Genomic DNA, 13384 nt, shown 5'->3' on the forward strand with positions numbered 1-13384 from the left:
CGTATGACGTCATGAGCGAGAACAAGACCGAGTTGTCCTTTCTCCCGGTTCCGGGCGTGCGTCTGGCGACCATTGGGGCGGGTATCCGCTATCAGGGGCGCGACGATCTGCTTGCGCTCGAATTGGCTCCAGGCGCGACGACCGCCGCCGTCTTCACCCGCAATGCCTTCTGTGCTGCGCCGGTGATGCTGGCGCGTCATCATCTGAGCCAGACCGCGCCGCGTTATCTGCTCGTCAACTCGGGTAACGCCAATGCCGGCACCGGCGCGCGCGGACTCGACGACACGCGCGCCTGCTGCGCCGCGCTCGCCGAGGCGGCGGGCTGTCGGCCCGAGGAGGTCTTGCCCTTCTCGACCGGCGTGATCGGCGAGCCGCTGCCGGTCGCGCGGTTCGAAGCCGCCATGCCGGCACTTCTGGAGCGGTTCGAGGCGGCGGCCTGGCCGGACGCGGCGCGCGCCATCATGACCACGGACACCGTGCCGAAGCTCTGCTCGCGGACCTTTGAGATCGACGGGCGTCAGGCGACCATCACCGGCATCGCCAAGGGCGCGGGCATGATCTGTCCCGACATGGCGACCATGCTCGCCTTCATCGCCACCGATGCCGCCGTGGCGCCCGAGGTGCTGCAAGGCTGTCTCAAGGCGGCGGCCGATCGCTCGTTCAATGCCATCAGCATCGACGGCGACACCTCGACCAACGATGCCTGCGTGTTGGCCGCGACCGGGGCGCTCGGCAATGCGCCCATCGTCGATGAGACCAGCACTGACTATGCGGCCCTGCAAGCGGCGGTCGAGTCGGTCTGCGTCGAACTGGCCACCGCCATCGTGCGCGACGGCGAGGGCGCGACCAAGCTGGTGACGGTGCGCGTCGAGCAGGCGCGCGATCGCGACGAGGCACGGCGCGTGGCCTATACCATCGCCCACTCGCCGCTGGTCAAGACCGCGCTCTTCGCCTCCGATCCCAACTGGGGGCGGATTCTGGCCGCCGTGGGGCGGGCCGGTGTCGAGAATCTAGTCATCGAGGATGTCGACATCTGGCTCGGCGAGGTGCGCATCGTCGAAGCGGGCGGTCGCGCGGCGGATTACACCGAACAGGCCGGCGCTGCTGTCATGGCCGAGTCCGAGATCCTGATCCGGGTCGCGCTCGGTCGCGGCACGGTGGACGCCGAAGTGCTCACCTGCGACTTCTCCTACGACTATGTGCGCATCAACGCCGAATATCGGAGTTGATCGCGGAATGGGCGCGGCTTCGGCCGTCTGACGGACGCTCTGGAGTCGCGCCCATGCCTGAAATCATCCATGTCATGGCCGGCGCCATCGCCGACGCGAGCGGGCGCATCCTGGTCGGCAAGCGCCCCGATCATGTGCATCAGGGCGGACTCTGGGAGTTTCCGGGCGGCAAGCTGGAACCGGGCGAGTCGCCCGAAGCCGGTCTGGCGCGCGAACTCGCCGAGGAACTCGGCATCCAGGTGCGCGCCAGCCGTCCGCTGATCCGCGTTCATCACGACTATGGCGATCGCCATATCCTGCTCGACGTGCATCGGGTGGACGACTATGCGGGCGTTCCACACGGACGTGAGGGCCAGCCGCTCGACTGGCTGGCGCCCGAGGAGATGGATCCCGCCGCCTTTCCCGCCGCCGACCGCCCCATCATCACCTCGCTGCGTCTGCCGCCGCTCATGCTGATCACGGGCGAGGAACCAGACCGGCCCGATGCGTTCCTGGCGCGTCTGGGGCGTGCTCTGGAGACCGGTGCGCGTCTGGTGCAACTGCGCGCGCACCAGCTTTCAGCGAACGACTATGTGCATCTGGCGCAGGCGGCCTGTGATCTCTGTGACCGAACGGGCGCGAAACTGCTGCTCAATCGCGATCCCGCCGAGGTCGCGAGCGTTCCGCGTCATGGTCTGCATCTGAACAGTCAGGTATTGATGACGCTCCGCGAGCGTCCAGGCCGATCGAGCGAACTGGTCGGCGCATCCTGCCATGATCCGGTCCAATTGGCCCGCGCGGTCGACCTGGGTCTGGATTACGCGCTGCTCTCGCCCGTCAAACCCACGGCCAGCCATCCCGAGACCAGCCCGCTCGGCTGGAACACTTTTGCCGCTTGGGTCGACCTCGTGCCGCTGCCGGTCTATGCGCTCGGCGGGCTGACGACGGACGATCTGGACGACGCCTTCCAGCATGGCGCCCAGGGAATCGCCGCCATCCGGGGACTGTGGCCGGCGCGCTAGACTTGGATTTTCGGCCGATTGGGGCCATTGTTCGACTGTCGACCTGGGCCGTGTCCGTCGACGCCCGTCGAACACGAGTGGGGGCTGAATAGGCGTCCTCCCACGCTCGATTCATAATCCCCTGAAAAGCGCTGTTTTCTGGCGGAGGATCGGATGAAGATCACAGCCCTCACACTGTGCTTGCTGGCCTTCGGCTCCATGGCGACTCAGGCCGCAGAGCTGAATGCACCCGCCCCCGGCTGTCGCGTACAAACGCTGACGGGCCAGTCCAGCGTCGATCCGGCCGCCTTCCCCGGCAAGGTGGTCTACCTCGATTTCTGGGCATCCTGGTGCATTCCCTGCGCCAAGTCCTTTCCTGTTCTCGACCAGTGGCAGTCGGAGTTGGGCGGGCGTGGATTCGAGGTCATCGCCATCAATCTGGACGAAGAGCGTCAGGAAGCCCTGGACTTCCTGCAACAGCATCCGGTCCGGTTCACCATCGGCGCCGATCCGGCCGGCAAGTGTCCGCGTCTCTACGCAGTCCGAGGCATGCCGACCTCGTATCTGATCGATCGCCAGGGGCGTATCCGGGAGGTCCACGAAGGTTTCAAGACCAGTGATGCAGCCGGTCTGCGTGCCCGGATCGAATCACTGCTCTCCGAGCGCTGATCGACGCCATGAACGCGCGCCGCCTGTCCAGATCCCTGATGCTCCTGACGCCCTTGCTGGCCGGCTGCGCGACCCAGGTCGCGCCCTGGGAGCGCGGTCATCTCGCGCGTCCCGAGATGGCGCTGGAACCCTATCCACTGGAGGCGAGTTTCCGCCAGCACGTCTTTTTCTCCAAGGAATCCGTCAGCGGCGGCTATGGCGTCGGTGGAGGTGGCTGTGGCTGCAACTGACCGGCCGCGTTCGATCACGGCGTCGGCTGAATGCGGCGACGGCACTCGCCCTGTCCGGAGATCCTCAGCGGTACGCACGGCCGCTGGCGGAGCACCGGGAATCAACAAGACAATCTCGGCCCTGACCAGCGCGGCACTCGCGCTGCCGGGACTGGCGTCCAGTGTGCAGGCCGCCGGCCCGATGGAGCGCCAATGGGATGTCGGCTATTTCCACTACGAGGAGGGCGGCGAGCGGATGCGTGTCGAGAGTCTCAAGCAGAGCCTCGTGCTGCCGCTCGGGGACGCCCTGGACCTCACGTTGAACGCGGTCCGCGACACCATCTCCGGTGCCTCGCCCATCTACAATGTCCCCGAGATCCGCTGCCAGGACGGTCGTGTCTTCACCGCGCCGGTCATCAGTGTCAGCGGCGCGTCCGGTAACGCCGAACCCAGCGGGACGCGCCCCGAGCGACCGCCGTTGAACACGGGTGACTGCCGTCTCGGCTCGGCCCGGCAGGTCATGCTGGAGGACACCTTCCAGGACGTGCGTAGCGCCGGGGATTTCAAGCTCAACTACTATCGCGGCGATACCAGCCTGGGACTGGGGGCCGGAGTCTCTCGCGAGCAGGACTATGATTCGCGGTTCTTGTCACTGGATCTGCGCCGCGAGATCAACGACAAGCTGACCACCCTGGCGTTTGGTTACAGCCTGGCCTCCGATACCTTTTCGCCACTCAACAAACCCGATTTTTCCGGGGACAAGGACGCGCATCAAATCCTGCTGGGACTGACCCAGGTGCTCGGTCGCAACGATCTGCTGCAAATCAATCTGACCCTCGGCTACGATCAGGGCTATCTGACCGATCCCTACAAGAACGTTTATCTGCTGTCGACCAACGCAGCAATCGACGAGTCGCGTCCCGACAGCCGTCGTCAGTGGAATCTGCTCGCACGCTACAACCACTATTTCACCGCCTTCAAGGCGGCGTTGCACCTGGACTATCGCTACTCCCGGAGCGACTGGGGCATCGACGCGCATACGCTGGAAGCCGCCTGGATCCAGCCGCTGGGGCAGGGCTGGCACCTGATTCCACGGCTACGCTATTACACGCAGAGCGAAGCGGACTTCTACCAGAGCTATTTCGAGACCCTGCCGGCCAGTGGAGACTACAGCAGCGATTATCGTCTGGCCGGATTCGGCGCCCTCGGTGGCGGACTCAAGCTGACCCGACAGGTCACGAGCCAGGCACGTCTGGATCTGGGGGTCGAGTTCTACGATCGTCAGTCGGCCTATGGGCTTCAGGAACATGCCGACAGCGCGTTCGCCGACTATGGCTTCACCGTCTACAGCCTGAATCTGCACCTCGAGTTCTGAATGCCGGCCTGCCACCTGGTATTCAAGGCCATGGGCTCGCCCTGCGAGCTGCATCTCCACGGGCCGGACGCGGCTGAGACGCGCCGGGTCGCCGAGTCCGTCATCGCGGATGTCCAACGTCTGGAGCGGCGCTATTCGCGCTACCGCGACGACAGCCTCACGAGCGCCATCAATCGCGTCGCGGCGGTCTCCGGTCGTTGCGAGGTCGATGCGGAAACGGCCGCGCTGCTCGACTATGCCGATACCTGTTATCGCGAAAGCGATGGGTTGTTCGACATCACCTCGGGTGTGCTGCGGCGCGCCTGGAGGTTCGAGAATGCTTGCGCGCCCGAACCCGAGGCGATCGCGGCTCTGCTCGATCGGGTCGGCTGGGACAGGGTGGTCTGGAAACGTCCGTTCTTGAGCTTCGGCCGGCCGGGAATGGAGATCGATTTCGGCGGCATCGGCAAGGAGTACGCGGCCGATCGCGCGGCCGCGCTCTGTCTCGACGCCGGTATCCGGAACGGATTGATCAATCTGGGTGGGGATGTCCGTGTCATCGGCCCCCTCCCCGATGGTGATCCCTGGCGCATCGGTATTCGCGATCCGGAACGGCCGGAGACGCTGCTCGGGGGCGTGCTCATGACGGGCGGGGCGCTGGCGACCAGTGGCGACTATGCCCGCTTCTTACGCATCGCTGGTCGGCGCTACGGCCACATCCTCGACCCCAGGACCGGCTGGCCGGTGCTGGGACTGGTCTCGGTCAGCGTCATCGCGGCGAGCTGTCTGGTCGCCGGCAGTCTCAGCACCATCGCCATGCTCAGGGGGCGGGCCGGGATCGAGTGGCTGCGGTCGCTCGACATCCCTCATCTCTGGATCGATGCCGAGGGTGGCCGGGGCGGGTCGGGTGTGTTCGCCGATCTCCTGAAGACCCCAGGCTGAACCGGCCGAGCTTGCCGGAGCGGCTCAATGCCGAACGGGCGCTTGCGTCGAGTCGGGGGCGTCCTCACCCGGCGTCTCGCTGTCATCGGCGGGGAGACGATGACGCTCCTCCAGCCAATCGCCCAGATCGATCAGCCGGCAGCGCTCGCTGCAGAACGGCCGCCAGCGCGAGTCCGGCGTCCAGGGCACGGGGCGGCCGCAGTGCGGACACTCGACCGTCTTGACCATGGTCTCAGAAGACACAGCAGGTGAGCCGGAACTGGATGTCCTCGGCGTGCGGCGTAGCGCGTCCCTGGAGTTCGGGCTTCATGAAGCGGATGCTGAAGCGGTTCTTGTGACCGCTGATCTCGGGGAAGATCGCCGCCTCGGCTTCGAGCGTCACACGCAGCATCTGCGCCGGCGCCACGGCATCGAGCGCTTCCTGATAGAAGCCGCCCTCGGCCGTCACCTGACGCGAGGCGGAACTGGAGCGCATCAGCGAGAGCGCGAGCCGGATGGCCTCGATCGCCGGATTGAGATCCTGGAGCCAGTCGTTGAACCGGGTCTGGCGCTGCTCGGTCGGCTGGATGAGCCAATAGTGGAAGTGCGGCAGGTCGAAGCTACAGGTGCCGCCCGGAATACTGCTGCGCTGGGCGATGGCCTTGAGGAATTCGTCCTCGCGCGCGCGATGACCGATGGGGCCGTTGAGCTGCTGGACGCCCTCGGTGACGCGGCGCAGATCGTCCAGTACCTCATTGAGCGCTTCCGTGTCGATACCGCGCTGGGTCGCGAGCCGATTGAGGTTGCCGGTGAGCCGGTCGAGTTCCTTGAGGATCTCGTTTCTGACATCCGCGCGCGTGGTGACGGCGACGATATCCAAGAGCGCCCAGATGGCGCAGCGCGATGAGCGCGGGTCTTCCTGCTGGATGAAAAACTCCAGTTGACGGAACAGGTGTTCCAGCCGCAGGAAGGTGCGGACACGTTCGTTGAGCGGATGTTCGAAGGTAATCAATGTTGACACGGCCTTGTTTTGTATCCGGCGGATGCGGCCCGCCAGGCGACCCAGTGACTGTTGAGGCGGCTCCGATCCGGCCCGCGCCGGGGGTGACCTCGGCGCGCGGCGGAACGAGACATGGATCCAGCGGTATGCCGGGCTGGCCTGGAATTGTCCCGATTTCGACGCCGGATGTCATCCGTCTTGCGCGCGAAGTCGCCGTCTTCGCGATGAACGGTGGCGCGTCGGATGGATGCCGGGCGCGGCGCGATGCCCGAAAGGGTGGCTGATTCAACCAAGACGCAGCGCCTGCTTGTAGAAACGCGGCACGGCGTCCGGGTCGGTCGTCATCAGGATCTGATCGGTCAGCCAGGACGGCACGCGCCCCTGACGCTTCATCTCTTCGAGCTGCCGGCGCAGTCCCTCCCAATAGAACTCACCCCCCGAGCTGTCGAAGAAGACCACCGGGCCGGTCTCGATCACGCCGAGCTTCATGTCGGTGAGCGTCAGTCCGATCTCTTCCAGGGTGCCGACGCCGCCGACCAGGAACAGATGGAAGCTGGCGATCTCGAACCAGCGCTGGCGCGCCTGACGGCTGCGTGCCTGGAAGGTCTGATAGAACTCAGCGCTCTCGTTGGGCGTCTGGTCGACCGTCTCGATGAAGCTGGAGCCGACCAGGAGTCCGAGCCGGTGCGCCACGTCCGTGACCTGCTGCATGGCGCCCGGCCCGCCGCCGGTCAGGATACCGATGTCGCTGCCGAAGAGCGCGCGTAGATTGGTGAGCAGCCGCTCGATCTGTGCCACGGCAGATTCAGCCAGCGGCTTGGTCGAGCCATAGACGGCGAAGATCAGACAGGAACGGAAGCGGTCGACCGTGTCGGGCGTGGTGAAGTAGCCGCGCAGTCCACGGAAGACATGGCGCACCACATGGCCGCGCGCCTCGTTGCACCAGAAGACCTGGAGACCCAGACCCTCGTAGTCGGCCAGCCGGCCATGGTCGCGCGAGGACAGGAAAGGCCCGTGCTCGAAGGAGGCGCGGCGGAAGACGATGCGCCCGACGCGCCCCCTGAGCGCCGCCTCGCAGATCTGGGTGTGCTCGATCAGATTGGGGAAGTAGCCCAGGAGCAGGGTGGCACGCGCGCCGTCCGGCAGGTCGGCCAGAATCTGGGTGCCGCACTCCAGACGCGCGGTGAGATCTAGCCCCTCGGCGACCAGTCCGGCTGAGAGGTCGGTGCCGCCGCGCGGGTCGCGCGGCGTCTGCGGCTGAGTCCAGAGCCGCTCCGGTTCCTCGCCGGCCAGGAGTTTAGCCGGATCGCGCACGATGGCGGCCATGCGGTGCGAGTAACGATCGCGCACCGGGCCGGCCTCCAGCCGGTCGAAGATCGCCAGCAGCGACTGACAGCCGGTGGCCTCGTCGTCGTTCGCGCCGGGTTCGGGATGCGCGCGTCCATGCCAGTAACGCGGCTTGGGGTCGACGCGGATGGCCTCGTGCACCGAGGCGGCCACGCTCGGGTTGATGATGAGCTGTTCGGTGCGGTTGACGAATTCGAGATAGACGTTGGTGCCGCGTGTGGAGACCGGATCGAGCACCGTGGCCTGGAGATGCACGCCGAGCGCTTCGTCGAGATTGCGCAACACGACGTAATGGCGGTGCAGGAACATCGAGCAGGCCGTGACCAGACCGTCCCTGGGCGGCAGCTCGATGTGCTCGACCTCGACGCGCGTCTGCAAGCGGTTGAGCAGATCCTTGCCGTCGGCATGGGTGGCGATGGCCGTGACGTCCTCGGGCGTGAGCGGTTTCTGGAAGCGATAGAGGCGCTGCTGGGGACGCAGGATGAGATAGCCGCGGCCGTCGAGCGAGAACCCGGCCGGCACCTGGAGCGCGTTGTCCTGGATGAGCCGGTGGATCGCCGCCGAGTCGAGCCGGTTGTCCTCGGGACAGAAGACCAGACGCCCCACGCGCAGTCCGGGCACCACGATGCGCTCCAGATGCTCGCCGATGCCATAGGAGGCGATGGCCGCCAGGATGCGCAACCGGAGGTCGCCGTGGTCGCTGTCGAGTTCCAGCTCGCCGAGCGGCAGGATGTTGATGCCCATCCGCGCCAGCCGACTGCGCGCGGCGAACACCAGATCGCGTTCGCGCCCGCCGATCAGGGCGCGGAAGCGCGGGGTGACGGCAAAGCGCGCACTGACGACGAAGCCCTCGTCGTCGCGCGCGATGAGGCGCGTGATCCAGCCGTCGCCGGTTTCGGGGGTTGCGTACATGGAGACTCTCTCGCCGCTGGCTCTCGTCGAATGGGTCCATCGCCGTGGATGGACGGCCAGAGTACCACAGCCGGACGCGCGCTCGGTTTGGCCGTCCGGCGAGGCGCGATGCTACTATGCGCGGCCAACATTCGAACGCACCGCGCCGCCCGGTGGGGCCGGGCGCGGGGCCTTTTCACAGTCAGGAGAATCACGCATGGCCGGTCACAGTAAATGGGCCAACATCAAGCATCGCAAGGCCGCGCAGGACAAGCAGCGCGGCAAGGTCTGGACCAAGCTGATCCGCGAGGTCACGGTGGCCGCGCGCGAGGGCGGCGGTGATCCGGGCGCCAATCCGCGTCTGCGTCTGGCGATGGACAAGGCGTTCGGCGCCAACATGCCGCGCGATACCGTCGAGCGTGCCATCAAGCGCGGCGCCGGCGGCACCGAGGGTGAGAACTACGAGGAGATCCGCTACGAGGGCTATGGTCCGGGCGGCGTGGCCATCATGGTCGACTGCATGAGCGACAACCGCAACCGCACCGCCTCCGAAGTGCGTCATGCCTTCACCAAGCGCGGCGGCAACCTGGGCACCGACGGCTCGGTGAGCTATCTGTTCACCAAGCAGGGCATCATCAGCTTCCAGCCCGGCACCAGCGAGGACGCGGTGATGGAGGCGGCCCTGGAGGCCGGCGCCGAGGACGTGGTGGTCAATGACGACGGTTCGCTCGATGTCGTCACCACGCCCGAGGACTTCGCCGCCGTCAAGGAGGCGCTGACCAAGGCCGGTTTCGATACCGAGGTCGCCGAGATCGGCTTCAATGCCGCCACCCAGGTCGAACTCGACGCCGAGACGGCCGAGAAGCTCCTGAAGCTGGTCGAGATGCTCGAAGACCTCGACGACGTGCAGGACGTCTATCACAACGCCGACATCTCCGACGAGATCATGGCCGCGCTCGATGTGTGAGGGTGCATGACTGGCACCCGCCCCCCACGCCATCGCATCCTCGGCATCGACCCCGGCTCGCGCAACACCGGCTTCGGCGTCATCGACACCGACGGGCATCACAGCGTGCGCGTGGCCAGCGGCTGTATCCGCGTCGGCGAGCATCCCTGGCCGGACCGGCTGGGCCTGATCTTCGATCAGGTCGCGGCCATCGTCGCCGAATATCAGCCGCACGAGATGGCCGTCGAGCAGCTCATCTTCGCCCGCGACCCGACCGCCGCGCTCAAGATCGGCCAGGCGCGCGGCGCGGTGCTGTGCGCCGGACTCAAGGGCGGGGCGATCGTGCACGAATACAGCCCCAAGTCGGTCAAGCTGGCCGTGGTCGGCTCGGGCGGGGCCGACAAGTCGCAGGTCCAGCACATGGTGCGCGTGCTGCTGGCGCTCCCCGAGACCCCAGGCGAGGACGAGGCCGATGCGCTCGCCATCGCCCTCTGTCACGCCCATTCGATGGGCATCCCGGCCCGCAAGCGTGCCGCCGCCTCCTGGCGCGACTGGAGACCCTGACGCATGATCGGACGACTTCAAGGCCGGATTCTGGCCAAGCATCCGCCGCAGCTCCTGCTCGACGTCAACGGTGTTGGCTATGAGCTGGAAGCCCCCATGTCCACCTTCTACGGCCTGCCGGCGGTGGGCGAGACGGCCACGCTCCTGACCCATCTGGCGGTGCGCGAGGATGCCTGGACCCTCTATGGCTTCATCCGTGAGCGCGACCGCGCGCTCTTTCGGGCGCTGATCAAGGTGACGGGCGTCGGGGCGCGCATGGCGCTCGCCATCCTCTCGGGCATGGACGCGGCACGCTTCGCCCAGTGCGTCGAGCAGGAGGACGCCACGGCCCTGACGCGCCTGCCGGGCATCGGCAAGAAGACCGCTGAGCGTCTCATCATCGAGATGCGCGACCGGCTCGGTGGGGTGATGATCGCGCCCGGTGCGGCGTTGCCGTCTGCGGCCGGACAGCCGGCGAGCGGTACGACCACCGCTGATGTGGTTGCCGAGGATCAGGCGCTCGCCGATGCCGTCAGCGCCCTGGTTGCGCTCGGCTACAAGCCGCCGGACGCCAACCGCATGGCGCGCGCCGTCGACGATGGGGCCAAGACCGCCGAGGAGATCATCCGCGCCGCTCTGCGCTCCGTGAATCCGGTCTGAGCAAGCCGTTCGTCGTCCAGTCAGTTGCAGTGACATAGATTTGGTCGTATTTGGCGTAACATCCCGACTGACCTTCCTGCCCGAGGTGTAACAGGCCCCATGGATGCGATTGGCGACTTGGTCTGGCTACAAGACGCGCGAGGACTCTGTCTCGATGCCAATCCAGCCTTCGAGCGTTTGGCACAGACCGAGCGGTCGCGGTTGCTCGGACGGCGTCTGGAAGATGTGCTCGATCCGGGGGTGGCCGGGAATCTATGGCAACCCGACTGGCCCGCACTCCAGGGCGGTCGGGCGTGCACGCATGAGACCTGGTTGACCATCGAAGACGTGCCTCGCCTCTGTGAGATCACCCACATCCCGCAGCGCGACAGCGCCGGGACGCTCGTCCAGATCCAGAGTCTCGGACGCGACATCACCCAGCGCCACCAGCGGATCGAGCAGTCACTGCGCGACAGCCAGCGCCAACTGGCCGATGTCATCGACTTTCTGCCCGACGCCCTGCTGGCCATCGATCGCGACAAGCGGGTCATCATCTGGAACAAGGCGGTCGCCAAGCTCACCGGCATCCCGCCGGAGGCCATGCTCGGGCGCGGTGACTATGCCTACACCGTCCCCTTCTATGGCGAGCGGCGTCCGCAGTTGATGGATCTGGTCTTCCAGTCCGACACCGACCTGGAACGGCGCTATGCCCATGTCACCCGCGAGGGCGACACCCTCACGGCCGAGGGGTTCTGCAACGCACTCCATGATGGGCACGGCGCCTGGATCCTGGCCAGGGTCGCGCCACTGCGCGATGCCGCCGGTCAGGTCGTCGGCGCCATGGAGATCATCCGCGACATCACCGACTCCAAGCGCCTGGAAGAGGATCTGCGCCAGCTCACGCGCCTCGATCCGCTCACGCAGCTCTTCAACCGGCGCTATTTCTTCACCCTGGCCGAGCAGGAATACCAGCGCTTCCTCCGCTACCATCACCCGATGGCGCTGTGCATGATCGACATCGATCATTTCAAGTCGGTCAACGATCGCTATGGCCACCTCGTCGGCGACACCGTGCTGTGCATCGTCGCCCAGACGCTTCATGACAACCTGCGTCAGGTCGACATCCTGGCCCGCTATGGTGGCGAGGAATTCGTGATCCTGCTGCCCGAGACCGACCTGCAAACGGCGTGCGCCTCTACCGAGCGTCTGCGTGTCGCCGTCGCTGAGCGGCGGATCGAAACCCCGAGCGGCCCGGTCTCGGTGACGCTTTCGCTCGGCGTGGTCGCCATCGCCGATGGACCGGCCATGACCCTCGAACGCCTGCTCGACGCGGCCGACCAGATGCTCTATCGCGCCAAGCAGGCCGGACGTAATCGCGTCGAGATCTGGGATCTCGGTCGCTCCATGGAGTCCGATGGAGACTGAATCGGCTGTGAAGCCGCGCTGCAAACGCTCACCAAGACACGCGCGTCCCAGACCGGATTCCGGCCGCATTGCCGATTGGCCTGTCGGTCCCTATCTACAAGTCTCGCCCCAAGCCAATCCCGGATGATCCACGAGGAACGCGGTGAGCACTGATCTGACACAGGAACTCCAGGAGCGCGTGCGCGCGGCCCTGGCCGACGCGACGCCGCTCAGACTGCTGGGGAACGATACCAAGTCGTTCATCGGCCGCGCGGGTGGGGGTGAGCCGCTCGGGTTGTCCGGGCACACGGGGCTCATCAGCTATCAGCCGACGGAACTGGTCGTCACCGCCCGTTGCGGGACGACGCTCGCCGAGCTGAAGGCCGCCCTGGCCGAGCAGGGCCAGATGCTGCCCTTCGAGCCGCCCCATTTCGCCGGTCCGGACGGGCAGGGCGCCACCCTGGGCGGAACCATCGCCTGTGGTCTCTCAGGGCCGGCGCGGCCCTATTGGGGCGCGGCACGCGATCTGGTGCTCGGGGCGCGGGTGCTCACCGGGCGTGGCGAGGTACTGCGGTTCGGCGGCGAAGTGATGAAGAACGTCGCCGGCTATGATGTCTCACGGCTCATGGTCGGCGCACTCGGGACGCTCGGGATTCTGCTGGACGTCAGTCTCAAGGTGCTGCCGATCCCGGCGGCGACCCGCACGCGGGCGCTGAGCTGCAACGAGGGCGAGGCGCTGGAGCGGATGACGCGCTGGGGTGCTCGGCCCTGGCCGTTGAGCGCGACCTGCTTCGACGGCGAACGGCTCTGGGTGCGCCTGTCCGGTACGGCTCAGGGGGTCGCTGAGGCCGCCGAGCAGATCGGCGGCGAGCCGGTCGCGGACGACGAGGCGGAAGTGTTCTGGCAGCGGTTGCGTGAGCAGGAGTTCGCCTTTTTCAGCCAGGGCGAATCCCCGCTCTGGCGTCTGTCGCTGCCCCAGGGCGCGCCGGCCGTGCGTTTGGAGGGGGCGCAGTGGATCGAATGGAGCGGTTCTCAGCGCTGGCTCCGGAGCGAGGCGTCGGAGTCGACCATCCGCGCCGAGGCCGAGCGGCTCGGCGGACAGGCTACGTGCTTTCGCGGCGGGGATCGCACCGGCGAGGTCTTCCATCCACTGCCCGAACCGCTGATGCAGTTGCATCGACGGGTCAAGTCCGCCTTCGATCCGCATGGCCTGCTCAATCCGGGCCGTCTCTACGCCAATCTTTGAGCCACG

At 66.6% G+C, this 13384-nt stretch carries 14 protein-coding genes; 11 read left to right on the forward strand and 3 right to left on the reverse strand.

What is annotated here, in order from left to right:
• Window positions 1-11: 11 nt before the first annotated feature.
• From argJ to ALVIN_RS00750, 6 genes are all read left to right on the forward strand, one after another.
• Window positions 12-1229, forward strand: coding sequence for a bifunctional glutamate N-acetyltransferase/amino-acid acetyltransferase ArgJ (argJ, locus tag ALVIN_RS00725; RefSeq protein ID WP_012969389.1), 1218 nt, complete (start codon window positions 12-14; stop codon window positions 1227-1229).
• Between the two features lie 53 nt (window positions 1230-1282).
• The gene (locus tag ALVIN_RS00730; RefSeq protein ID WP_012969390.1) at window positions 1283-2230 is read left to right on the forward strand and encodes a Nudix family hydrolase; all 948 of its coding nucleotides are present in this window, start codon (window positions 1283-1285) and stop codon (window positions 2228-2230) included.
• Window positions 2231-2383: 153 nt separating this feature from the next.
• On the forward strand, window positions 2384-2878 hold the full coding sequence (locus ALVIN_RS00735; RefSeq protein ID WP_012969391.1) for a TlpA family protein disulfide reductase: 495 nt from the start codon (window positions 2384-2386) through the stop codon (window positions 2876-2878).
• Window positions 2879-2886: 8 nt separating this feature from the next.
• Window positions 2887-3108, forward strand: a complete 222-nt coding sequence (locus ALVIN_RS00740; RefSeq protein ID WP_012969392.1) for a DUF4266 domain-containing protein — start codon at window positions 2887-2889, stop codon at window positions 3106-3108.
• A complete protein-coding gene (locus tag ALVIN_RS16385) occupies window positions 3095-4462 on the forward strand; it encodes a DUF3570 domain-containing protein (RefSeq protein WP_190275509.1) in 1368 nt (455 codons plus the stop codon). The genes ALVIN_RS00740 and ALVIN_RS16385 overlap by 14 nt, the downstream gene beginning before the upstream one ends.
• A complete protein-coding gene (locus ALVIN_RS00750; RefSeq protein ID WP_012969394.1) occupies window positions 4463-5383 on the forward strand; it encodes an FAD:protein FMN transferase in 921 nt (306 codons plus the stop codon).
• Between the two features lie 24 nt (window positions 5384-5407).
• Here ALVIN_RS00750 and ALVIN_RS00755 read toward each other — a convergent pair whose 3' ends face one another.
• The 3 genes from ALVIN_RS00755 to ALVIN_RS00765 all read right to left on the reverse strand — a co-directional run bounded on the left by ALVIN_RS00755 (window position 5408) and on the right by ALVIN_RS00765 (window position 8621).
• Window positions 5408-5611: a DNA gyrase inhibitor YacG gene (locus ALVIN_RS00755; RefSeq protein WP_012969395.1), complete on the reverse strand. Its 204-nt coding sequence runs from the start codon at window positions 5609-5611 to the stop codon at window positions 5408-5410.
• Window positions 5612-5615: 4 nt separating this feature from the next.
• Entirely contained in the window at window positions 5616-6383 is a 768-nt protein-coding gene (gene zapD / locus ALVIN_RS00760; protein ID WP_043795452.1) for a cell division protein ZapD, read from the reverse strand.
• 264 nt (window positions 6384-6647) lie between these two features.
• The gene (locus ALVIN_RS00765; protein WP_012969397.1) at window positions 6648-8621 is read right to left on the reverse strand and encodes an LOG family protein; all 1974 of its coding nucleotides are present in this window, start codon (window positions 8619-8621) and stop codon (window positions 6648-6650) included.
• A gap of 196 nt (window positions 8622-8817) precedes the next feature.
• Between ALVIN_RS00765 and ALVIN_RS00770 the strand changes: the two genes are divergently transcribed.
• From ALVIN_RS00770 to glcE, 5 genes are all read left to right on the forward strand, one after another.
• Window positions 8818-9567, forward strand: coding sequence for a YebC/PmpR family DNA-binding transcriptional regulator (locus ALVIN_RS00770; protein ID WP_012969398.1), 750 nt, complete (start codon window positions 8818-8820; stop codon window positions 9565-9567).
• Window positions 9568-9573: 6 nt separating this feature from the next.
• A complete protein-coding gene (gene ruvC, locus ALVIN_RS00775; RefSeq protein WP_012969399.1) occupies window positions 9574-10110 on the forward strand; it encodes a crossover junction endodeoxyribonuclease RuvC in 537 nt (178 codons plus the stop codon).
• A 3-nt stretch (window positions 10111-10113) separates the two neighbouring features.
• Window positions 10114-10749 carry a Holliday junction branch migration protein RuvA gene (gene ruvA, locus ALVIN_RS00780; RefSeq protein ID WP_012969400.1) on the forward strand — a complete coding sequence of 212 codons (636 nt, stop codon included), beginning with the start codon at window positions 10114-10116 and terminating at the stop codon, window positions 10747-10749.
• 99 nt (window positions 10750-10848) lie between these two features.
• Window positions 10849-12153, forward strand: a complete 1305-nt coding sequence (locus ALVIN_RS16390) for a sensor domain-containing diguanylate cyclase (protein ID WP_012969401.1) — start codon at window positions 10849-10851, stop codon at window positions 12151-12153.
• 142 nt (window positions 12154-12295) lie between these two features.
• Window positions 12296-13378, forward strand: coding sequence for a glycolate oxidase subunit GlcE (glcE, locus tag ALVIN_RS00790; protein WP_012969402.1), 1083 nt, complete (start codon window positions 12296-12298; stop codon window positions 13376-13378).
• Window positions 13379-13384 lie beyond the last annotated feature (6 nt).

This window comes from Allochromatium vinosum DSM 180 (assembly GCF_000025485.1).
Taxonomy (GTDB): Bacteria; Pseudomonadota; Gammaproteobacteria; order Chromatiales; family Chromatiaceae; genus Thermochromatium; species Thermochromatium vinosum.